At 55.2% G+C, this 22886-nt stretch carries 16 protein-coding genes; 10 read left to right on the top strand and 6 right to left on the bottom strand.

Annotated features, from left to right (window positions below; all coding sequences use genetic code 11):
- From AB4Y96_RS22365 to AB4Y96_RS22340, 6 genes are read right to left on the bottom strand one after another with little or no spacing between them, the layout of a single operon-like run.
- Window positions 1–1731 carry a M14 family metallopeptidase gene (locus tag AB4Y96_RS22365; RefSeq protein ID WP_441919986.1) on the bottom strand — a complete coding sequence of 577 codons (1731 nt, stop codon included), beginning with the start codon at window positions 1729–1731 and terminating at the stop codon, window positions 1–3.
- A 16-nt stretch (window positions 1732–1747) separates the two neighbouring features.
- Window positions 1748–2602, bottom strand: a complete 855-nt coding sequence (locus tag AB4Y96_RS22360; protein WP_441919984.1) for an ABC transporter permease — start codon at window positions 2600–2602, stop codon at window positions 1748–1750.
- Window positions 2603–2606: 4 nt separating this feature from the next.
- Window positions 2607–3530 carry an ABC transporter permease gene (locus tag AB4Y96_RS22355; RefSeq protein ID WP_091886249.1) on the bottom strand — a complete coding sequence of 308 codons (924 nt, stop codon included), beginning with the start codon at window positions 3528–3530 and terminating at the stop codon, window positions 2607–2609.
- 53 nt (window positions 3531–3583) lie between these two features.
- Complete coding sequence (locus tag AB4Y96_RS22350) at window positions 3584–5119, bottom strand: ABC transporter substrate-binding protein (RefSeq protein WP_441919982.1); 1536 nt, start codon at window positions 5117–5119, stop codon at window positions 3584–3586.
- A gap of 40 nt (window positions 5120–5159) precedes the next feature.
- On the bottom strand, window positions 5160–6992 hold the full coding sequence (locus AB4Y96_RS22345; RefSeq protein ID WP_441919980.1) for an ABC transporter ATP-binding protein: 1833 nt from the start codon (window positions 6990–6992) through the stop codon (window positions 5160–5162).
- A gap of 15 nt (window positions 6993–7007) precedes the next feature.
- Window positions 7008–7595, bottom strand: coding sequence for a winged helix DNA-binding protein (locus tag AB4Y96_RS22340; RefSeq protein ID WP_091886258.1), 588 nt, complete (start codon window positions 7593–7595; stop codon window positions 7008–7010).
- 120 nt (window positions 7596–7715) lie between these two features.
- On the opposite strand from AB4Y96_RS22340, the gene AB4Y96_RS22335 reads away from it, so the two are divergent.
- The 10 genes from AB4Y96_RS22335 to cydB all read left to right on the top strand — a co-directional run.
- Window positions 7716–11333, top strand: a complete 3618-nt coding sequence (locus AB4Y96_RS22335; RefSeq protein WP_441919977.1) for a hydantoinase B/oxoprolinase family protein — start codon at window positions 7716–7718, stop codon at window positions 11331–11333.
- 326 nt (window positions 11334–11659) lie between these two features.
- Complete coding sequence (gene efeU / locus AB4Y96_RS22330; RefSeq protein WP_112529443.1) at window positions 11660–12502, top strand: iron uptake transporter permease EfeU; 843 nt, start codon at window positions 11660–11662, stop codon at window positions 12500–12502.
- A gap of 9 nt (window positions 12503–12511) precedes the next feature.
- Entirely contained in the window at window positions 12512–13699 is a 1188-nt protein-coding gene (gene efeO / locus AB4Y96_RS22325) for an iron uptake system protein EfeO (RefSeq protein ID WP_441919975.1), read from the top strand.
- Window positions 13700–13713: 14 nt separating this feature from the next.
- Window positions 13714–15027: an iron uptake transporter deferrochelatase/peroxidase subunit gene (gene efeB / locus AB4Y96_RS22320; protein ID WP_441919973.1), complete on the top strand. Its 1314-nt coding sequence runs from the start codon at window positions 13714–13716 to the stop codon at window positions 15025–15027.
- 11 nt (window positions 15028–15038) lie between these two features.
- Window positions 15039–15866 carry an iron uptake system protein EfeO gene (efeO, locus tag AB4Y96_RS22315; RefSeq protein ID WP_441919971.1) on the top strand — a complete coding sequence of 276 codons (828 nt, stop codon included), beginning with the start codon at window positions 15039–15041 and terminating at the stop codon, window positions 15864–15866.
- A 202-nt stretch (window positions 15867–16068) separates the two neighbouring features.
- On the top strand, window positions 16069–16641 hold the full coding sequence (locus AB4Y96_RS22310) for a GbsR/MarR family transcriptional regulator (RefSeq protein WP_091886317.1): 573 nt from the start codon (window positions 16069–16071) through the stop codon (window positions 16639–16641).
- 3 nt (window positions 16642–16644) lie between these two features.
- Window positions 16645–18417: a thiol reductant ABC exporter subunit CydD gene (gene cydD, locus AB4Y96_RS22305; RefSeq protein ID WP_441919969.1), complete on the top strand. Its 1773-nt coding sequence runs from the start codon at window positions 16645–16647 to the stop codon at window positions 18415–18417.
- A complete protein-coding gene (locus AB4Y96_RS22300; protein WP_441919968.1) occupies window positions 18414–20105 on the top strand; it encodes an amino acid ABC transporter ATP-binding/permease protein in 1692 nt (563 codons plus the stop codon). The genes cydD and AB4Y96_RS22300 overlap by 4 nt, the downstream gene beginning before the upstream one ends.
- 78 nt (window positions 20106–20183) lie before the next feature.
- Complete coding sequence (locus AB4Y96_RS22295; protein WP_441919966.1) at window positions 20184–21761, top strand: cytochrome ubiquinol oxidase subunit I; 1578 nt, start codon at window positions 20184–20186, stop codon at window positions 21759–21761.
- Window positions 21762–21767: 6 nt separating this feature from the next.
- The coding region (gene cydB / locus AB4Y96_RS22290) for a cytochrome d ubiquinol oxidase subunit II (RefSeq protein WP_441919964.1) at window positions 21768–22886 on the top strand (1119 nt) is incomplete at its 3' end.

Below are 22886 nucleotides of genomic sequence, written 5' to 3'. Positions count from 1 at the left end.
TTAAGCCAGTGCTTCGATCATCTGAAACGCGTCGTAAGCCGCGAGAACTGTCTCCATCTGTGCTGTATGTCCAGCAATAAAAGCCTCGTCATAGATGGTCTCATCGGGGTATTCAGTGATCAATGTAAGGGGCACGTCGTGTCTGCTATCGACCGAGATCATGCAGGGAAAGCTATTGATAATGCGAAAGCCGGTTTCGCCCGCGTGGATTTCATAAAGCCTGATCTGCTCATTATTAAAAGCGACAAGTCCCGGTACTGCTGCCAGCCGTTTTGTCACAGTGTCCATGAAACGCTCGGCCCGTTCTTCCCATCCCTCCTGATACCGCATAATCAGGAAAAAGCCTTTTGGCAGGGTCCACATGGCAAAGCCACGCGGGACATAACCGGAGAGTGGCCGCGTCCATTCATGAGCAGGATAGCCGTGCAGATTGATATGCAATTGTGCGCCGCTCAGGCGCTGCGCTTCAACGCGGATTGCCTTCTCGCGCAGCTCCGTTCCGGTGCGGTATTCCAGATCATCACCAAGCGCCGTATAGCGAGCCGCATGGTGCATGTGCCGGGGATTGTCAGCGCGAAGGCGTTGATGCAACGCATAACCATCCGGATTTTCCAGTGGTGAAACAGTGAAGTGTGTACCGGGCCGCTCCGCAAGGGCCAGTGCCCCGCGCAGCGCACCGACAATGCCTGTTGATTCATTCGGATGCTGGCCGCCGCTGATCATGACCGCAGCATCGCTTCCCTTGTGATAACGGGCTTGAACCGCCCTCCCGGCACGGGACTGCGCCTCAAAGTTTTTGCCGTCGATCTTGGCAAGTTCCGCGCGAACCTGCGCAACGAAGATGGGGGCGTGGGCTGTGGCCAACCGTTGAAGTCTACCTGTCGCTTCCGCTGTATCGAGTTGACGCGTCTCGATCCGCAGTGTCGGCGTTCCCGGACCTTCAATGATTTCTGGAACGATATGCCCTGGCTGCAAGCCGCGATCACCGAGCGGGCGGCCTGATTTTTTCTGAAAGACTTCGAGGAGTGAAAAATAGAAGTCCTCATGCAGCGCTTCACGCAGGCTGATGACCTCGTCACCGAAGGACAATGGCTGGTCGGCAATGGCAAGCGTCGCACGGATATTGAGTTCGTCGAAATAGGGTTCTCTATTCCCCCAATCGTGGTCGACCACAGCGTGCATGGCGGTCGCAAACAGAGCCTCGTAGTCCGTTTCAAGCCTTGTGCCTTCAAATGCGCCGTTCAGTTTGATCCAGCCTGTGGGCGAGACAAGGGTTTCACCAATGAAATCCGTATGAATGCGGTTTGGCGCGAAAACCTTGTGTTCTGCCTTGCTGCCATCCTTGTAAATCAATGCCACATCATAGGTGAATGGAGCACTGCTCCCGATTTCGAAACGCAATTCCGCCGTTCCAGTCAGGGCAGCCAGCGGATAGGTTTCCAGCAGAAACCGGTTCTGCGGACAGTTCTCATGCACGGGATAGGCGATGGAGATGCTCTTCAGTGCATCCAAATCCACCTCTTCAAGGAAGAAATGCAGCAATGGCTTGTAACCACTACGCAAGCGGGCCTCAACTCCAAACGCGGCTAGCTTTTCCTCGGCGGCCCGGCGACTCGGAGCATCCTCGAATAACCATGCTTCAAAACGCGTGCCGCGTGCGGCGGTCTTGCCGTAAGTGCCAAGAAGCTGGTCGAGGGTGCGGTTAAAACCGCCTTCATAAATGACTGTCATTTCAATTCACTGTTAATTAGCGTGATGTTCTGCCGGTGGGATCGAGGCTGTCGCGCAGCCAGTCACCCAGAAGATTAAGACCAAGTACGGTCAGGAGGATTGCAAGGCCGGGAAAGACACTGACCCACCAGGCATTCTGCAAATAGGTGCGTCCGTCAGCCAGCATGCCACCCCAACTCGGGATGAGTGGATCAACGCCGAGGCCAAGGAAAGTCAGGCTGCTTTCGAGCAGGATGTTGGTGGCAACGTTAAGCGTCATCAGCACGATGACCGGGCCGATGAGATTGGGTAGCAAATGCTGGAACAGAATGCGATGGTCCCTTACACCGATGGCGCGGGCGGAGAGGATGAATTCGCGATCACGCAACGCCAGAACCGAGCCGCGTACCAGCCGGGCATATTGCACCCATTGCGACACAATCAGCAGAATGATCATGTTGGTTAGCCCGCCACCTGCAATGGCAATGAAGGTGATGGCAAGAAGGATAAACGGCATGGCGAGCTGCACATCGGCAAAGCGCATGACGACCATATCCCAGAAACCCCTGTAGTAACCGGAGATAAGACCCATCACAACGCCGATGACAACGGCACCGGCCACGGAGATAAAACCTACCTGCAGGGAAATCTTACCGCCGGTGATGACACGCGCGAGCACGTCCCGACCGAGTGGATCGGTGCCAAACGGATGTGTCCATTTGACGAAGGGCGGGAGTAGCCGTGCCATCAGGTCGATCTTTTCGGCGCCGCCCGGAAAGATGATGCTGGAGAAGATGACCGCAAGGCACATGCCACCTGCGAGCAAAGCGCCAAGGATGAATTCCAGATTGCGGAACCGCGCAAATCGAGGAGTTGTCGTTGTAACAGACATGGGCTTACTCCGTCCGGATGCGCGGGTCGACAAGGCCGTAGGCAATGTCGACGAGAAGGTTGACGCCAATGATCATCAGGGAAAGGACTGTGATGACCGCCTGCAGCACGGGATAGTCACGCGCGCCGACCGCATCGAATGCCAGCGTGCCAAGACCCGGCCAGTTGAACACCCGCTCCACCACGACAATTCCGCCGAGAAGGCCGCCGAACTGCAAGCCGAAATAGGTGATCAGCGGAATGGCGCAATTGCGTAGCGCATGCTTGTAAAGCACGACATTCTCACTGAGACCTTTGGCGCGGGCAACCATGATATATTGTGCGCTGAGCGTTTCCAGCATGGCGGTGCGCACCAGCCGCACATTGGTGGCGGTCAGGATGATGCCCATGGTGACGGCGGGCATGATGAAGCTTTCAAAGCCGCTCATGCCGCTGGGTGGTAGCCATTTCAATGTGATCGCGAACAGCAGCACCAGCATCAGCGCCAGCCAGAAATTTGGAAAGGATAGACCGACGAGCGAGAGAATGCGGATAAGCTGATCCGCCCATTTGCCACGCGACGTTGCCGCCTTGATGCCAAGTGGAATGGAAATGGCGATGGAAACGATGAGAGAGGAGAATGCGAGGAGTAACGTGGCTGGTAAAGCTGCTGCCAGCAAAGTAGAAACTTTCGTGCCACCAAGGAAACTGCGGCCGAAATCGAGGGTGAACAATCCTTTCAGGAATCCGAAATATTGCGCCAGAAATGGCTGGTTAAGGCCAAGAGCTTCACGGATGCGTACAAGATCGTCCTCGGTGACACTGCCTGCCCCCTGTGTGAGCATCAATGCCGGATCGCCGGTAAGGCGGATGGCGAATGCCACGATGAGCGTCACAACAATGACGACGAATATTGCCTGCAAAAAGCGTTTGATCAGAAAACCAGCCACGTCTCTATCCTTCAATCAATGGCCTGCCGCCCGGTGGCGACAGGCCCTTGCCATTATTCGACCGTGACATCCGTGAGCCGCAGGCGGCTATCGGGAACGGGTGTGAAATTCTTCACGCGCTTGTTGACGCCGAAAATCGCGTTGTAGTTGAAGAGCGGCATTTCCAATGCGCGATCTGCCGTGTAGTGGGCGATGGATTTGAGAATTTCCTCGCGCTTGGCCCGATCGGTGATGGAACGCTGGGATTCCAGCAACGCATCCAGTTTGGCGTCACTGTCATAGGGGTTCCACTTCTCACCCGAGTGATACATTGAATAGGCGGTATTATCGTAGTCGAGCGTCCAGCCACCCCATGCCTGCTCGAACATCGCGCCTGTCTTGCCAGCTGGGATAATGTCGTTGAGCAAGACGTTGGTCTCGTAGGGTTTGATTGTCACTGTGATGCCGATGACCTGAAGATAGCTGGCAATGGCCTGTGACACTTCGTTAAATGTGGTGTCATTGCCGCGCACATCAATCTGCAATGTGGTACCCGCTGCAATGCCCGCTTCCTTCAGCAAGGCTTTCGCCTTTTCCGGATCATAGGGCAATGGCTTCATCGTGGGGTCGTTGCCAAAGGACAATGCGCCCTGGAAGCTGGCGATTGGCGATGCCTGTCCCGCGAGGATCGACTGGATAATGGCATCGCGGTCGACGCCGAGGATCAATGCTTTACGCACCCGTTCATCGGCAGTCGGGCCGCTCTTTGTATTGAAGCGCAGGGCGTAGACGGTTGGACCGGCAGTGCTGACGACTTCAAGTTTCGGGTCGGCCTGAATGGTCGGTATCATGCCAACTGGAATGGTTGGCGGAATGACGAGATCAACACGTCCCGCCTGCAATTCGGCAACGGCGGTCGCTGGTTCCGCAATGAAGCGATATTCAAGATTGGAGAGTTTCGGTGCGCCGCCCCAATGATCGGCAAAGGCTTCCAGCTTGATGCCGATCTTCGGCTCGTAGGAGACAACCTTGAACGGACCCGTGCCGACAGGATGGGCGTTGAAATAGTCATCACCCTTTTCCTGAATGTATTTCGGCGGCACGATCATCGCGCCATATCCGGCAAGCTTGGTCAAAAGGACCGGGTCCGGTGCCTTCAGGTGAAAATCGACGGTCTTGGCGTCGATGATTTCAACGCTCTCGATAGCGGCATAGTTGGAACGCTGTGGCCCCTTCTTGCCTTCTTCACCAAGCAGACGGTCAAAGGTGAATTTGACGGCCTCCGCATTGAAGGGCTCACCGTCATGGAATTTTACGCCCTCGCGCAGGGTAAAGCGGATGCGCTTGCCTTCGTCGAGTTCTTCCCATGCGGTGGAAAGACCGGGAACCAGCTTCAGGTCAGGGCCGCGATAGGTCAGGCCATCATAGATGTTGGTGGCGACCGAAGCCCAGTTGACGAGAAATGTATCGATCGGGTCCCAGCTGCCGGGGTCCTGCGGTGATGAAATGGTCAGCGTACCCGCTGCCGATGCGGGGCCAGCGAGCAAAGCTGTTCCTGCCAGACCCAGCGCCAGAAACGCCGCGTGTATTCCCCATTTTTTTATTGTCATTGTTTTCTCCTCTTTTTTAATCAGTCTTGTTGGAAACGGTTCAGGCTGCACTTGCCACAAAATGACCGGGCGCAATTTCCTTCCGTTCGAAAATCTTGGGTTCATCACCGACCCGGCGAATGGGGCTTGGTATTTCGCCCTCCAGCATGGTGCGATTACGCGCACGGGTCGGGTCAGCCACCGGTACCGCTGATAAAAGGCGTTGGGTGTAGGGATGTGTAGGTGTTTCGAAGATTTGTTGGCGTGTGCCGATTTCGACGACCTGCCCCAGATAAAGCACTGCCACCCGGTGGCTCATTTTTTCGACCACAGCCATATCGTGACTGATGAAAAGATAGGAAAGCCCCTGCTGTTCCTGCAATTCCATGAACAGGTTGAGGATTTGCGCCTGAATGGACACGTCGAGCGCCGACAGGGCCTCATCGGCGATGATTAGTTTCGGATTGGAAGCAAGCGCGCGGGCAATGCAGACGCGTTGACGCTGACCGCCGGAGAATTCATGTGGATAGCGTGTTGCATGAGCGCTGGTTAGCCCGACGCGTTCCAGCAATTCATCGACGCGCTTCTGGATCGGTTTGCTACCGTTGATGAGTCCATGGGTGCGGATCGGTTCGGCAATGGAAAAGCCGACAGTTTTACGCGGATCAAGCGAAGCGAATGGGTCCTGGAAAATATACTGAATTTCCTGCCGCAGTTTTTGCTGCTCATTGCGGTTCATCGCGGAAACGGGACGGCCATCAAAGAGGATCGTGCCTGAGGTTTCCTTTTGTAATTGCTGGATCGTCCGCCCGATGGTTGATTTTCCGGAACCGGATTCGCCGACAAGCGCCAATGTCTCGCCGGGATGGATATCGAAAGATACTTTTTCGACCGCATGCACCCGGTGGGTGACGCCGCCAAAAAGGCCCTTCTTGATATTAAACCGGGTGACGAGATCGCGCACCGAAAGGATTGGCGGAAGGCCATAGCGAGCCGTATTCTGGATGCACTCAGCACCGACAAGACGTGGTGTGTCGCCATCCATGATTGTGAGCGGGAGGCGTTTCGGAAATTCCTCGCCGGTCATACTGCCGAGCTTTGGCACCGCCGCAAGCAATGTCTGCGTATAGGGATGTTGCGGCTTGGCGAAAATGTCGGCAACCGGGCCTTCCTCCACCTTCTTGCCCTTCCACATAACCACCACGTCGTCGGCCATTTCTGCCACAACACCCATGTCATGGGTGATGAAGATCACGGCCATGCCGAGTTCTGCCTGCAGTTCGCGGATGATGTTCAAAATCTGCGCCTGTATCGTCACGTCAAGTGCTGTCGTCGGCTCGTCGGCGATGAGCAGTTTCGGACGGCAGGCAAGGGCCATGGCAATCATGACGCGCTGACGCATGCCGCCGGACAGCTGGTGCGGATAGCGCCCGAGCAAGTCGGTAGCATCCGGCAGACGCACCAGGTCCAACAGCCTTTTGGCTTCCGCGAGGGCTGCCGTCTTGGACATGCCCTCATGCAGAACGAGAACTTCGGCGATCTGATCGCCAATGGTGAATACCGGATTGAGCGACGTCATCGGCTCCTGGAAGATCATGGCGATCTCCTTGCCGCGAATGCCGCGCATGGTTTTTTGGGTTGCGGTTGTCAGGTCGATCCGGCCCTTGCGGCTCTCGAACAGCACCTGACCCGTCGGAAACTGTCCGCCCATCATGTCGGCCAGCCGCATAACGGATAGTGAGGTGACAGATTTGCCCGACCCGGATTCGCCGACAATGGCAAGGGTGCGCCCTGCTCGCACAGAAAAGCTCAGGTTCTCCACAACCCGCGACGGACCAAACTCAACGGAAAGATTGTCCACGGCCAATAGCGGAGGAGAGAGATCACCGGTCACGCAACAATCCTTGTCTTAAAGTGTAGTGGCGGCACGAGCCGCCTGATCATAAGCGCCTGAAAGGAAGCGCAGCACCGCAGCTATTTCCGAAAGTGTGTCTTCGGCGGGCCGTGCATTGGTTGTTGATGCGACGAACAGGCGCTCGCGAATCTGGGCGTAACGCGTGCAGGCGTCAGCGCCCTTATTGGTGATCTTGATGGTCTTTTCCTTGGCCGCCTTGCCTGTGGTGACAAGTCCGGCGGCTTCCAGCTTGCGGATAGCGTAAGTCGCTACATGCGTGTCTTCGATATCTAGAACAAGGCAGATATCGGCAAGCTTCTTTTCCCGTCCGCGATGCCGGACTGAGTGAAGGATGAGAATTTCCGTGGCCGAAAGGCCCGGCAATCCGGCGGCGGCCATGCAACGCACCATCCAGCGGGAAAAGGCATGGGAAGCGAGAATCATGCCGTATTCGACTTCGGAAAGGCCGGGCGAACCGCCTTCGGCAAGATGTGCTGACGATACGATGGGACCAATCGAAGAAACAGGTTTCAGATGCTTCGGCAGTGCCGTTGCAAACTGCTCAATATCTGCCGCCGTGTGGTCTTTAGGACCAGTCGTCATTCTTCTTGCCTCCGCCTTGACGAATTTATATCATCATTTTATCGACATATTGTCAACGACGCTATAGTCTATTAATTGGGCATGCTTACAAATGTGGCAGTCGAGCAAGAGGAGTGCAGGATGAGCATGGGAAGCTGGGATTTCTGGGTCGACCGTGGCGGCACGTTTACCGATGTCATCGGCCGCGATCCGCAAGGCACACTCCATGCCCGCAAGGTGCTGTCCGAGAACCCTGATGCTTACAAGGATGCCGCTGTACAAGGTATTCGCCTGCATCTGGGATTAAAGCCCGGCGAAGCGATCCCCTCCGGACTTATCGGCGAAGTGCGCATGGGCACAACCGTTGCGACGAATGCCTTGCTCGAACGCAAGGGCGAGCGCCTCGCGCTGATCACCACAAAAGGTTTTCGCGATGCTCTTCGCATTGGCTATCAGGAACGCAAGAACATCTTTGCCACTGAGATCATCAAGGCGGAGGCACTGTACGATAAGGTTGTCGAAATCAACGAGCGCGTACTTGCCGATGGTACGGTTGAAATTCCCTTTGATGAACAGCAGGCACGCGCTGCCCTGAAGGCGTTGAAGGATGAGGGCTATGAAGCAATCGCCATTGTTTTCATGCATGCCTATAAGTTCCCTTCCCATGAAGCCGCCATTGCAACGATTGCGCGCGATCTGGGTTTCACGCAGGTGTCCGTCAGCCATGAAGTGTCACCACTGATCAAGTTGGTCGGGCGCGGCGACACCACCGTTATCGATGCTTATCTCTCGCCAGTACTCCGCCGTTATGTGGCACAGGTTTCCAAGGAGTTGGACATTGCCCGCACGGGCGCCCGCGTCATGTTCATGATGTCATCGGGTGGTCTGACCGCCGCTGATATGTTTCAGGGTAAGGATGCAATCCTGTCCGGTCCGGCAGGCGGCGTCGTTGGTCTGGCCAGAACCGGCGAAGAGGCGGGTTTCCCAAATGTCATCGGCTTCGACATGGGTGGGACATCCACCGATGTGGCGCATTTCGATGGCGAATATGAGCGTGCATTTGAGACCGAAGTTGCAGGTGTTCGTGTTCGTGCGCCGATGATGCTGATTCATACGGTGGCTGCCGGTGGCGGTTCGATCCTGCATTTCGATGCGGGTCGATTCCGCGTTGGACCGGATTCGGCTGGCGCCAATCCGGGGCCTGCCTGTTATCGCAATGGCGGGCCGCTGGCTGTGACTGACGCCAATGTCATGGTTGGCAAACTTCTGCCTGAATTTTTCCCGCCAATCTTCGGTCCGGATCAAAACGAACCGCTTGATGTCGTCGTGGTGAAAGCCCGCTTCACCGAGCTGGCAAACAAGATCGGTGATGGGCGCAGCCCCGAGGATGTGGCTGATGGTTTCATCCGGATTGCCGTTGCCAACATGGTGGAGGCCATCAAGAAGATTTCCGTGCAGCGCGGCTATGATGTCACGCGCTACGCATTGAGTTGCTTTGGCGGTGCGGGTGGACAGCACGCCTGTCTGGTTGCAGATGCGCTTGGTATGAAAAGCATCCTTGTTCATCCCATGTCCGGTTTGCTTTCGGCCTATGGCATGGGTCTCGCGGACATCCGCGCCACGCGGCAGAAGGCATTGGGCGTGGCGCTTGATCCTGCCGCCCCTGCCCCGCTCGCTGTTCTGGCAGCGGAACTTCAGCACGAATGTCTTGCCGAACTCTATGCGCAGAGCATCGCCGCGAGTGAAATCACCAGCATTGTGCGCGCCCATATCCGTTATGCCGGTACGGATACGGTGCTGGCCGTTGAGGCGACCTTTCCTGATCATGACGATATCAGCCGCTTGCGCCGCGAATTCGAGATCTTGCACAAGCGCCGCTTTGGCTTTGTCGCCGAAAACAAGGCGCTTGTCATTGATGCGGTCGAGGTGGAAACCGTTGGCGGCGGCGCTGGTCAAGCCGAAACATCAGTTGACGCAATCGCAACGGGCGAACCGGATGCTGTACGGCGTAACCGCTTCTATTCACAAGGCGGCGCCCATGACGCAGCAGTGGTGCTGCGCGATGTGATGAAACCCGGACAGCGCCTTGCCGGTCCGGCGATCATCATTGAGCCGAACCAGACCATTGTTATTGAAGACGGCTGGCAGGCGGAATTGACGGCCAAGGATCATATCGTCCTCAAACGTATCAAGGCTTTGCCTGACCGTTCAGCTATTGGCACCAAGGCTGATCCGGTGATGCTCGAGATTTTTAACAATCTCTTTATGTCCATCGCCGAGCAGATGGGCGTGACGCTGCAAAACACGGCCTATTCTGTCAATATCAAGGAGCGGCTGGATTTCTCCTGCGCCGTTTTTGACGCGGAAGGAAATCTTGTTGCCAATGCGCCGCACATGCCAGTGCATCTCGGCTCAATGGATGCGTCCGTTGCTGCGGCCATTCGCGAAAATCCGGTTATTCATCCCGGTGACGTCTTTTTGATCAATGCGCCCTATAACGGTGGTACGCACCTGCCGGATCTGACTGTCTGTACGCCGGTTTTCGATGATGCCGGCACGACAATCCGTTTCTGGGTCGCCAGTCGCGGCCATCATGCGGATATTGGCGGCATTGCACCCGGTTCCATGTCGCCGCTGGCGACCACGATTGAGGAAGAAGGTGTCTATATCGACAATTTCAAACTGATTGATCGAGGCCGCTTCTGTGAGGACGAACTAGCCGCGCTTCTGACCGGCGCACGCTATCCGGTGCGCACGCTCTTGCAGAACGTCAATGATCTGAAAGCGCAGGTTGCCGCCAATGAAAAGGGCGTCGCAGAATTGCGCAAGATGATCAAGCATTTTGGCGAGGACGTGGTCGAGGCCTATATGGGTCATGTGCAGGATAATGCGGCGGAAAGCGTGCGCCGTGTGCTTGATCAACTACAAGATGGCAGCTTTACCTATGAAATGGATCAGGGGTGCAGCATTGTCGTCAACATATCAGTCGACAAAGCAGCCCGCGAAGTGACCGTTGATTTCACCGGCACGTCAGAGCAGCGCGCTGACAATTTTAACGCGCCGCGCCCGGTGACGCGCGCCGCTGTGCTCTATGTCTTCAGGACATTGGTACAGAGCGATATTCCGATGAATGCCGGATGCCTGCGCCCGATCCATATTATTGTTCCCGATGGTACCATGCTCTCCCCGGAATATCCTGCCGCCGTTGTGGCTGGTAATGTCGAGGTCAGCCAAGCGGTGACAAACTGTCTGTTTGGGGCCGTGGGTGCTCAGGCGGCAGCTCAGGGGACGATGAACAATCTTACCTTCGGCAATGATCAATATCAGTACTATGAAACCATCTGTTCCGGTGCGCCTGCGGGACCCGGATATAACGGTGCCGATGCGATCCATACGCACATGACCAATTCGCGCCTGACCGATCCGGAAATTCTTGAGACGCGTTTTCCTGTGGTGCTGGAAGATTTCCATATCCGCGCGAATTCCGGCGGCAAGGGCAAATGGTCCGCTGGCAATGGTACCAAAAGAACGATCCGCGCGCAGGAGAAGCTCGACTTTGCTATTCTCTCCGGCCATCGCCGGGTTGCGCCCTTTGGTCTGAAGGGCGGCGAACCCGGACAGACCGGAACGAACGCTGTGCGTCGCAAGGACGGTACAATGGAAGAGCTTCAGGGTTGCGCCCACACGGTTCTCGAAGCTGGCGAGGCGTTTGTCATTGTCACCCCAACCGGCGGTGGGTATGGCAAACAGGAGAATTGATGGTTCTGATCAGCGCCTTTCTTCCCGAGTGAAGAGAGGCGCGATTGCCGCAAATATTTGGATTAGTGCTGCCACGCGCTGGTAAAACCTGTGTGAACAGCTCATGTTCTGTGATCTGGGTCATCTGCATACACCCAAAGTCGACCAGTTTAATGTCGCAAAATAGTGGACTAAATAACTCAACATACGGAAAAGATTACAGAATTTTACGTCATCGCCTTCTTAGAATTCTTCTAATATATTGTTATTGCTTCGTTTTTCGTCCCGGTTTATGACTTGCCCTGCGCTGTACAACATCGGGCTGTCAGCGCCGAGGATTGGTTTTAATGCTTGTTCCATTTTTGATTATGCTGCGCGAGGGCATTGAGGCCGCGCTGATTGTTGGCATTGTTGCAAGTTATTTGAAGCAGACGGGTCGTGGCTCGTGGATGCCCGCAGTGTGGGTTGGCATTTTGTTGGCCGTTGCGCTTTCGCTGTTCGTGGGTGCCGGGCTGCAGATGGTTAGCGCCCAATTTCCGCAGAAGGCGCAAGAGTTTTTTGAGGCAATCGTCGGTTTTATTGCCGTCATCGTTTTGTCATCGATGGTTTTCTGGATGCGCAAGGCTGCGCGCTCAATCAAATCCGAATTGCATACATCTATCGACGAGGCACTCGCTCATTCGTCAGGACAAGGTGCGGCGCTTGTTGCCATGGTATTCTTTGCTGTCGCCCGCGAAGGACTTGAATCCGTGTTTTTCCTGCTGGCCATTTTCGAACAGAGTGCAAATTCCGATGCACCGCTTGGGGCGCTGTTGGGTATCATTGTCTCCATTTGTCTTGGCTACGGCATATATGCGGGTGGCGTTCGTCTTAATTTGAAGCGCTTTTTCTACTGGACCGGCCTGTTCATCCTGGTTGTTGCTGCCGGTATCCTTGCCGGTTCACTGCGCCATCTGCACGAGGCAGGTGTCTGGAATAGTTTGCAGACTGTTGTGATCGATTTGAGCGACGTGCTGCCGGTCAGTAGTACTTTCGGCACACTGCTTTCAGGCATGTTTGGTTATCAGGATATGCCGACACTGGGTGAGGTCATTGCCTATGTCGCATTTCTCGCCATTAGCCTGTTCTTTTTTCTACGGCCCGCACCTCAGCGTCAAAGCGCTGTTGCGGCGTCGCGACCAACTCATTGAAAGCTTTTCATGGCAGCCAATACAAATCCGTCTTCTCCTCCACCATCACAAAAGCTGATGAAGTTTGCCGTTGTCGGGGCTGGCCTGCTTGTCGTTGCCGGTGGTGCCGCGTTTTACTATGCCTCGACCAAGGTCAAAACCGGCCCGGCTGACGGTGCGATTACCGTTACCATCAGTGAAGGCAAATGTGATCCGAATGCCCTGACCGTGCCTGCCGGTCGTACAACATTTAAAATCGTCAATAAATCTGACCGCGCGCTCGAATGGGAAATCCTTGATGGCGTCATGGTTCTGGAAGAGCGGGAGAATATTGTTCCGGGCTTCACACAGACGCTGACGGCCAAACTGAACGCTGGCAAGTATGAAATCACCTGCGGTCTTCTCAACAATCCGCGCGGGACCCTGACTGTAACACCCTCTGCAGAAGCGGATGCGGCTGCAGCGCGACCGGCGCTGGTGGCATTTATCGGTCCTCTGGCGGAATATCAGGTGTTTCTTGCGACTCAGACGAGCGCGCTTGTGAAGAACGTTCAGGCGCTCGACGATGCAATCAAGGCTGGAGACATCGACAAGGCGCGAGACCTCTACCCGAAGGCGCGTCTGCCCTATATGCAGCTTGAGCCGATGGCAGATCGTTTCGCCGATTTGCACAATGCGATTGACCCTGTTGCCGATTATCTTGAAAAGCGCGAGGCGGATGCCGGATTTACCGGGTTTCACCGCATCGAATACGGGCTCTATTCCGTCAAGAATCTTGATGGCTTGGCACCCGTTTCCGCCAAATTGCTGGCTGACGTGACTGCCCTCAAGGATCGTGCGCGATCACTGCGCATTCCGCCAGATCAGATTGCCAGCGGTGCCGCCCGTTTGATTGGCACTATTGCCAGCACAAGGATTACCGCAGGTGAGGATCATTATTCACAAACCGATCTCGCTGATTTTGAAGCTAATCTCGCCGGTGTCTCGCGCATGATGGCGCTGATGAAGCCGGTTGTTGCTCAGGGCTCGCCTACTGTTATTGCCGATATCGAAGCCCGGTTAGCGGCTGTTGATAGTGCGCTCAAAGCACTGCGCGGTCCGGCTGGTTTCCCCTCGTACAGCGATGTGAATGCCGACAGTAAAAAGGCGCTGGCTACGCAGATGCAGGCGCTCGCCGATTCCATCGGCAAGCTCAATGCCGCTGTTGGTTTGGAATAGGACGAGAAGCAAGCATGGCAAAAGACAACGACACACAGTCTTTTATCACCAACCGCCGTAACCTTTTGCTTGGTGTTGGCGCAGCGGGTAGTGTGCTGGCCGCCGGTGTCGCTGGCGCACATGCTGAGGAAAGGCATGGCGAACAGGTCACGGATGCGCCTCTTAGTGACAAGATGCTGGATCAGCAACCCTTCAACGGACAATATCAGTCTGGCATCGTAACACCACGTCCTGCGGCAGGTATGGTGGCGTCTTTCAGGGTGCTGGCAAGCAAACCGGAAGAGGTTGAACGGCTTTTCAAGACCCTTTCGGCTCGTATTGCCTTCCTGATGAAGGGTGGCACGCCTCCCGCACTCAATGACAAATTGCCTCCGGCTGACAATGGCATTCTTGGCCCCGTGGTTCTGCCTGACAATCTGACAATGACTGTCTCATTGGGCGCGTCGTTCTTCGATCAACGTGACTGGCTTTTGCCACATAAGCCTGTTCGCCTTTCCCGTATGAAGGCATTCAAAAATGATGCGCTGGATCAGTCGCTCTGCCATGGCGATCTCTCGTTGCAGATATCGTCGAATACACCCGATACCAATATTCATGCGCTGCGCGATATCCTGAAAAATCTGCCTGATTTGATGGTTTTGCGCTGGAAGCAGGAAGGCTCCGTGCCTGTTTTGCCACGCAGCCCCGATGGCACACACCAGAGCGCGCGCAACTTCCTTGGCTTTCGTGATGGATCGGCAAACCCCGATGCGGGCAATACTGAATTGATGGATCGGATTGTCTGGGTTCAAGGCAATGGCGACGAGCCCACTTGGGCGCGTAACGGTACCTATCAGGTGATCCGGATCATCCGTAACTTTGTCGAGCGGTGGGACCGTACGCCGCTGGGTGAACAGGAGCGCATTATCGGACGGCTCAAGCCAAGCGGAGCGCCATTTGGTGGGCGCACCGAGATAGAACTGCCTGACTATGCGAAGGATACCGAAGGCACGGTTACGCCGCTGGATGCGCATATCAGGCTGGCAAATGATCGCGCAAAGGGTTCTGACGCGCACCTGATCCTGCGTCGCCCGTTCAACTATTCAAACGGTGTAAGCAAATCCGGTCAGCTCGAACAAGGGCTGCTCTTCATCGCTTATCAGGCTGATCTCGAGAAGGGTTTTATTACCGTTCAGAACAAGCTGAATGGCGAGCCACTTGAGGAATATATCAAGCCGATTGGCGGCGGTTTTTTCTTTACGCTGCCCGGCGTTGTCAATGCCGATGATTTTCTTGGCCGATCATTACTGGAAGCAGCCGGCCATACTCCAACAATCACCAAGTCCTGAAGGAGCCATCCATGAAACTAAGAGCCTACCTTACAGCAAGTGTCTTTGCCATAACCGCTGCGGTAGCGCCGCGCGCTGCCAACGCGGAGGTCTCCCCTCTCGATCTCGTTGGGCCGATCGCCGAGTACAAGCTTTTCATTGGCGAGAATCTTGAAAAGCTCGTCAACGAGACGAAGGCTTTTACCGATGCCATTAAGGCCGGGGATATCGAAAAGGCCAAGAAGCTTTATGCACCAACCCGCATGAACTACGAAATCGTTGAGCCAGTGGCTGAACTTTTCAGCGATCTCGATGGCTCGATTGACTCCCGTGCGGATGATCACGAACAGGCGGAGAAAGATCCGTCGTTCACTGGCTTCCATCGGCTTGAATATGGCCTTTTCAGCCAGAACAGCACGGAAGGCCTGAAAGACTTTGCTGACAAGCTTCAGGCGGATGTGGTGGAACTCCACAAGCGCATTACCGAATTGACATTTCCGCCCGAAAAAGTTGTGGGCGGTGCTGCTGCGCTGATGGAAGAAGTGGCTGCCACCAAGATCTCCGGTGAAGAAGACCGCTACAGCCATACGGATCTGTGGGACTTCAAGGCAAACTTTGATGGATCGCGCAAGATTTTCGATCTGGTTCGCCCCTTGATCGAAAAGGATGACGGTGCGTTTGTGGCCAAGGTTTCGGGCAATTTTGATACCGTCGACAAGACTTTGTCGAAGTACAAGACCGCCGAAGGTTACGAGCTTTATGACAAGCTGACTGATGATGATCGTACAGTGCTGGCGGCCGCTGTTAACACCTTGGCTGAAGATCTTTCGACCCTACGCGGTAAGCTTGGCTTGAATTAAACCACATAATTCTTCATTATTCTTTGTGAAACCCAGCTGGCAACGGCTGGGTTTCTTTTTTTAAGCCTTTGAATTGATGTTATAAAATTCGCGACCTGCGAGAGAATGACGCGTTAGCTTTCCCTCCACTTGCATCGGGCTTCCCTATCAAATACTGTAATTTCAGTAATTACTGAAATAACTGTTGTATCAGGAATCGCCGATGAACCTTCCTCCTCTCGTTCAATCCTTCGTCCTGCATTTTGGTGAAATGGGCAGCCGCTGGGGCATTAACCGCACCGTTGGCCAGATTTATGCGCTGCTTTATGTCTCTCCTGAGCCACTGAACGCGGACCAGATTGTCGATTCCCTTGGTATTTCCAGGTCCAATGTTTCGATGAGTTTGCGCGAATTGCAGGCGTGGAACTTGGTTCTGCTGAAACATCTCCCGGATGATCGCCGGGACTTTTTCACGACACCTGACGATGTCTGGCAGATTTTGCGAACACTTGCCGAGGAGCGAAAGAAGAGGGAGGTCGATCCAACACTCTCCGTCTTGCGCGAGATTCTCATGCAGCAGCCCGCAAGCGATGCCGAGCGCCACGCTCAGGAACGCATGGCGGAAATGCATGGCCTTATCGAACGTCTGACAACTTGGTATGATGATGTGAAGAAGCTCGAAACCGATCGTCTTGCAACATTGCTTACACTTGGGGCCAAGGTGACGCGATTGCTCGAGGCGAAGGACAAGATCGTCTCGCTTGGTCGTTCCAAACGCAATCCGGACAGGGCATAACCGATGTCAGTCGACGCGTTGAGTTCCTCGACAGCTTTGCGGGCCGATACTGCGGTAGCCAGCGGCTTTCCGCGCGTCGAACAAACCTCCGTTAGCACTGGTCAAACTTCCGCGGTTAACTGCGCCGGTCAGGCGAGACGTGCAGCATTCATTCAGGCGGCTGGCTCTCTCCTGTGGTTGCCCCAGGCAGGGCTTTTAAGCATCGCTGTCGGCCTGATCGCAACCGGTAACGAGATATCCGGCATAATATGGCTCGCCGCCGGCGTTCTTCTGATTGGAATAGTACGTGCGTTGATCGATGCGCTGGGAAACCGACTGGCCTTTCGTGCTGCGCGCGCTGCACTTTCGGAACTGCGGGTAGACGCCGTTGCAGTTCTGGCTCGCCGTTCGCCGCTTGATCCTGATCGGATAGCATCGGGTGCTGCGGCAAGTATTCTGACGGAACAGGCTGAGGCGGTCGTGCCCTATCTTGCGCGCTTTGGTCCCGCGAGGTTCAAAGCGAAGGTAGTGCCGGTCGCCATCCTTCTTTGTGTTCTGCCGCTCTCCTGGGCCGCCGCTATTGTTTTGCTTGTGGCAGCGCCGCTTATTCCGATTTTCATGGCGCTTATCGGCTGGCGTGCCAAGGCGGCGAGCGAAGCACAATTGGTCGAGGTTGGGGGGATGAATGCATTCCTGCTGGATCGGCTACGCGGACTTGCCACGATCCGTTCGCTTGGCGCTGTTGATAGGACAGCGAAGCGTCTGCGAGACGATGCGGAATCCTTGCGGATGCGGACAATGGCCGTGTTGCGCATCGCCTTTCTGTCCTCGGCGGTTCTTGAGTTGTTTGCGGCACTCGGCGTTGCCATGGTGGCTGTTTATGTTGGTTTTCATCTTCTCGGGCAGCTGGACTTCGGCACATGGAGCGGCCGACTTTCACTGAGCGAAGGGCTGTTTATCCTCCTGCTTGCTCCGGCGTTTTTTGAGCCTCTGCGTGAACTCTCGTCTGTCTGGCACGACCGAGCTGCCGGAGAAGCCGCGCTGGACGCGCTACGCAAGCTTGCGCTTGGTAATACCGTGGTGCCAGGCGCACAAAGTGCAAAGGGCCGTCAGGAAATAACTGCCGTTACATCTTCCGAAACATCAGCGGTTCAGATCAGAGGTCTCACATTCCGCTATGCCGATAAGCAATCGCCAGTCTTTGAGGATATCAGCTTTGATATCGCTTATGGCGAAACTGTTGCGCTGCTTGGGCCTAGCGGATCGGGAAAATCGACGTTGTTGGCTCTGATTGCCGGTCTCGCGTCACTGGAATGCGGAGAGATTGCTATTGCTGGCGTGTCCTTGGCGACAAATGCTGTGGAGGCGCGCAAAAAGATTGCCTGGGTTGGGCAAAGACCGCATATCTTTGCTGGCACCGTCTCTGCAAATATTTCCCTGGGGCGCCCCAATGTCGATGGGCAAGCGGTTGAGGCTGCTCTTCATCAGTCTGCTCTCAATAATGTTGCCAATGCTCGTGGCAAGGCTTCGATTGGTGAGGGAGGGGCCGGACTTTCAGGCGGCGAAGCACTGCGTCTTGCTCTTGCCCGTGCGGCCGCTAATGCTGAGGCGTCGATCATCCTTGCCGATGAACCAACGGCGCATCTCGATAGTGAGACGGCTAATGATATTGCCGAAAGATTGTTCGCGATGTCCAAAGGTAAGACGCTTGTCATAGCGACACACGACCCGGTACTGGCCGCGCGCGCACACCGCATCCTCGATCTTCGAATGGCATTTTCGAGGAGTGGCATATGATGTCTTTCTGGCGCGATTTTCGCCCCATTATCCGGCTTTTTCTCGCAGAGCGACGCTTTATCCTTGTTGCAGGTGCGCTGCTGGCAGCTGGGACGGTGTTGGCTGGCATTGCGCTCCTCGGATTGTCCGGCTGGTTCATCACCGCCACGGCAATTGCCGGACTTTCGTCGGCCACGGCCTTTACCTTTGATGTGTTCGCGCCATCTGCGGGTATCCGCTTTCTCGCTCTCGCACGTACTGCGGCGCGTTATGGCGAGCGGTTGACGACCCATGATGCCACGCTTGGGGTGCTTGCTGGTTTACGCGAGAAATTGTTTCGCGGATGGGCACGACCTGACGCTGCTCATGCGCTTTTACGAAGGCCGTCAAAGTTGCTGTTTCGGTTGACGGCAGATATCGATGCTCTCGACTCCCTCTACCTGCGTATACTGGTTCCCGGAGCGGTCGCGTTGTGCTCAGCATTGACGATCAGCGTTGCTTTTGGCCTGATGCACCCGATCTTTGGCCTAAGCGTTGCGCTATGGCTTTTGGTAACGGGGTTTGGAATCCCAGTTTTCGCCGGTCTTGTTTCACTCGGTGCCGCCCGCCGCCGCACCCATACGCTTGAGGCGCAGCGCTCGCGTGTTATCGATCTGATCGCAGGTCAGACTGATCTCATCATGGCTGGACGAGTCTCGGCCCAATGTGATGCGATCAGATCCGCCAATGACCGCTTGGCTGATGCGGATAATAGGCTGAATCACGTGGAAATGGGTGTTACAGTCGGCTTTGGTATAGCCGCCGCCGTACTCCTTTCCGGAACCCTGATTGCAGTCGCCATTCTCGCACAGGTTGGTCTGATCGGCGCACCGGTTGCTGCGCTGGGCATATTGTTGGCTTTGGCAGCGCTCGAGCCCTTTGCCGGGCTGCGGCGCGGCGCTTTGGAGCTTGGTCGTACAGTCTTAGCGGCAAGGCGTATTGGCAGCAATCTTGTCGATATCCCCTCGCTTCCTCTTCCCTCCCCTCCCCCGGACAATAATGCAGTCCGGTTGGAGGCGGTCACCGCCTTTCACAAGGGAGCTTTCATACCTGCTCTCATGGACATTTCGCTCACACTTGCAAAAGGCGAGCACATCGCTCTGATCGGCGCGAGCGGCGCAGGTAAATCGACGCTGATGGCGCTGATTGCAGGGGAAATTGCACCGGTAGCCGGCTGCATTGGATATGTATCCTCAACACGTCTTACCCAAAAGACGGAATTATTTCAGGATAGTCTTCGCGACAACCTCAGGCTTGCTGATCCAGATGCCACTGATGCGCACCTTTGGCATGTATTGGCGATAGCGGGGCTTGCAGATCACGTAAGGACATTGCCCGGGCAGCTTGCTACTCGGCTCGGCGAAGGCGGGCTTGGCCTCTCAGGTGGCCAATTGCGTCGTCTGGCGCTTGCGCGGCTGCTTCTGCGTGACGCGCCGCTGTGGTTGCTGGATGAACCAACTGAAGGGCTAGATGGCGGCACAGCCCGCGATGTCCTTACGCGTCTGAAACAGCAGATGGATGGCCGTTCAGTCATCATAGCCACTCACATACGGCGGGAGGCCGAATTGGCTGATCGCCTTCTCATCATGAAACAGGGGCAAATCATTGCCTCCGTACACCGCGGCACAACGGAGTTTGATGTTGTGCTTGCAACATTGCGGCCTGACTGACCGCGCAGTCTCTTTCACTCGGCGCTTGCCTGTCGCAAGGCTGATCAACAGGGGGTCGGGCGAACCCGACAGAAGCAGATGGAACTCGACATCGTGGCGCTTTCGCGCCTGCAATTTGCGATAACAGCGCTTTATCACTTTCTTTTCGTACCTTTGACACTCGGTCTTTCCGTGCTGCTTGCGATCATGGAGACCGTCTATGTGATGACAGGTCGTGTGATCTGGCGGCAGATGACGAAATTCTGGGGCACGTTGTTCGGTATCAACTTTGCTCTTGGTGTAGCTACCGGCATTGTCATGGAATTCCAGTTCGGCATGAACTGGAGCTATTACAGCCAGTATGTCGGGGATATTTTTGGGGCACCACTGGCCATTGAAGGCCTGATGGCATTCTTCCTCGAAGCGACCTTCGTCGGGCTGTTCTTCTTCGGTTGGGACAAGCTTTCAAAAGTGGGGCACCTCACAGCAACCTGGTTGGTTGCTATCGGTTCGAACTTCTCCGCTTTGTGGATATTGATTGCCAATGGCTGGATGCAGAATCCCGTGGGATCGGCATTTAATCCACAAACCATGCGAATGGAAGTCACTGATTTCTTTGCGGTTTTGTTTAATCCGGTTGCTCAGGCAAAGTTCGTTCACACGGTTTCAGCCGGTTACGTAACGGCCTCTATCTTTGTTCTCGGCGTCTCGGCCTGGTATGTTTTGAAAGGCCGCCACACGGCTCTGGCCAAACGATCGATGACGGTGGCTGCCTCCTTCGGACTTGCCGCTTCCCTCTCCGTGGTCGTACTTGGAGATGAGAGCGGCTATCTCTCCACCGAACATCAGAAGATGAAGCTCGCCTCCATTGAAGCGATGTGGAAGACCGAGCCTGCTCCGGCTGCTTTCACTGCCTTCGGCTTTCCCGATCAACAGTCGCGTGAAACCCATTATGCGGTGCATATCCCCTGGCTTATGGGGTTGATCGGTACGCGCTCCCTGACCACGGAAATTCCGGGTATTGAAGATCTGGTCAAACACGCGAAAGTGCGGATCAAGCAAGGTTTGCTTGCCTATGATGCACTTCAGCAGATACGTGCGGCTGGCAGCACGGGTGAAATTGCCCCTGATACCCGTACGACATTTGAGAATAATGGTGCTGACCTGGGCTATGCCTTGCTTCTCAAGCGCTATGTTGATGATCCGCGTCAGGCAACAGAAGCACAGATTGAAAAGGCCGCGTGGGACACGGTTCCGCATGTCCCTACCCTCTTCTGGTCTTTCCGTATCATGGTTGGGCTCGGTATGTTCTTCATCTTGCTGACTGCAACCTTTTTCGTACTGTCCGTGCGCCGACAACTTGATACATATCCATGGTTGTTACGGATTGCGGTATTGGCGATCCCCCTCCCCTGGATTGCCGCCGAAATGGGCTGGATCGTTGCGGAATTTGGTCGCCAGCCTTGGATCATCGAAGGTGTTCTGCCAACGGCCGCAGCAGTTTCCAATCTCGGTGCAATGTCACTGCTGATCACGATTGCCGGTTTTGTCACGATCTACACGGTGCTGTTCGTCATTGAGATGGGCTTGATGCTTCGCGCCATTCGCAAAGGGCCGGAACCGGATAACGAACCAGAAGCTCTCCTGATTTCCCCACACATTGTTCCGGCGGAGTAAACGACCATGATCCTGCATCAATTCATTGATTACGACACGTTACGACTGATCTGGTGGCTTTTAATTGGCGTATTGCTGATTGGGTTTGCTGTAACAGATGGTTTTGATCTCGGCATTGGGACGCTCTTGCCCTTTGTTGCGCGAACAGACATGGAGCGGCGGATTACCATCAACACAATTGGTCCCATCTGGGAAGGTAATCAGGTTTGGCTTATCGTTGGCGGCGGTGCAATATTCGCCGCATGGCCTCCGCTTTATGCTGTATCCTTTTCCGGTTTCTATCTCGCGATGTTCCTTATCCTGGCAGCGCTGATCGTTCGCCCCGTTGCGTTCAAATACCGCTCCAAACGCGATAGCGCCACGTGGCGCGCTGCCTGGGACTGGGCGCTCTTTGTTGGTGGTTTCGTGCCATCCCTGATCTTTGGCGTTGCCTTGGGCAATGTTTTGCAGGGTGTTCCCTTCCGTTTTGACGGCGACCTGCGCATTTTCTACGAGGGGTCCTTCTTTGGCCTTCTCAATCCGTTCGCGCTTCTCTGCGGGCTTCTTTCGGTCTCTATGCTCATTATGCATGGCAGCGCGTGGTTGCAGTTGAAAACGACAGGCATCATTGCGGAACGGGCGCGCCGGTTTGGCAGTTTCGCGGCACCAATCACCCTTCTTCTGTTTGCTCTTGCCGGGTTGATCCTATGGACGATGATTGGTGGTTACCGCATTACCAGCATTATCAATCCGGTTGGCCCGTCCAACCCGCTGTTGAAAACAGTGGTACAGGATAATAATGCCTGGTTTGCCAATTTCGTAACCCATAGCTGGATGATCATTGCCCCTGCCCTCGGGTTTCTTGGTGCCATGATCGCCTTGCTGGGTTTTAGAAGCAAACGCGAGATTACGACCATATTGTCCAGTGCGCTCTCGATCTTCGGTATTATTTCGACTGTGGGTCTGTCGATGTTTCCATTCATCTTGCCCTCGTCGATCGATCCGCGGTCAAGCCTGACAGTCTGGGATACGTCATCGAGCCATCTGACGCTCTTTATCATGCTTGTCGTGACGGTCATTTTTGTCCCGCTCATTACAGCCTACACAACGTGGGTCTATCGGGTGCTATGGGGCAAAGTGGACGAC

It is taken from the genome of Phyllobacterium sp. TAF24, assembly GCF_052113785.1.
Taxonomy (GTDB): domain Bacteria; phylum Pseudomonadota; class Alphaproteobacteria; order Rhizobiales; family Rhizobiaceae; genus Phyllobacterium.
The sequence above is the reverse complement of the archived record's forward strand: the minus strand, read 5'-3'. Positions and strand labels throughout refer to the sequence as shown.

Coding starts and splice junctions, on each gene's coding strand:
- AB4Y96_RS22365 (WP_441919986.1), bottom strand. CDS start 1,731: ATGACAGTCATTTATGAAGGCGGTTTTAACCGCACCCTCGACCAGCTT.
- AB4Y96_RS22360 (WP_441919984.1), bottom strand. CDS start 2,602: ATGTCTGTTACAACGACAACTCCTCGATTTGCGCGGTTCCGCAATCTG.
- AB4Y96_RS22350 (WP_441919982.1), bottom strand. CDS start 5,119: ATGACAATAAAAAAATGGGGAATACACGCGGCGTTTCTGGCGCTGGGT.
- AB4Y96_RS22340 (WP_091886258.1), bottom strand. CDS start 7,595: ATGACGACTGGTCCTAAAGACCACACGGCGGCAGATATTGAGCAGTTT.
- AB4Y96_RS22335 (WP_441919977.1), top strand. CDS start 7,716: ATGAGCATGGGAAGCTGGGATTTCTGGGTCGACCGTGGCGGCACGTTT.
- efeU (WP_112529443.1), top strand. CDS start 11,660: ATGCTTGTTCCATTTTTGATTATGCTGCGCGAGGGCATTGAGGCCGCG.
- efeO (WP_441919975.1), top strand. CDS start 12,512: ATGGCAGCCAATACAAATCCGTCTTCTCCTCCACCATCACAAAAGCTG.
- efeB (WP_441919973.1), top strand. CDS start 13,714: ATGGCAAAAGACAACGACACACAGTCTTTTATCACCAACCGCCGTAAC.
- efeO (WP_441919971.1), top strand. CDS start 15,039: ATGAAACTAAGAGCCTACCTTACAGCAAGTGTCTTTGCCATAACCGCT.
- AB4Y96_RS22310 (WP_091886317.1), top strand. CDS start 16,069: ATGAACCTTCCTCCTCTCGTTCAATCCTTCGTCCTGCATTTTGGTGAA.
- cydD (WP_441919969.1), top strand. CDS start 16,645: ATGTCAGTCGACGCGTTGAGTTCCTCGACAGCTTTGCGGGCCGATACT.
- AB4Y96_RS22300 (WP_441919968.1), top strand. CDS start 18,414: ATGATGTCTTTCTGGCGCGATTTTCGCCCCATTATCCGGCTTTTTCTC.
- AB4Y96_RS22295 (WP_441919966.1), top strand. CDS start 20,184: ATGGAACTCGACATCGTGGCGCTTTCGCGCCTGCAATTTGCGATAACA.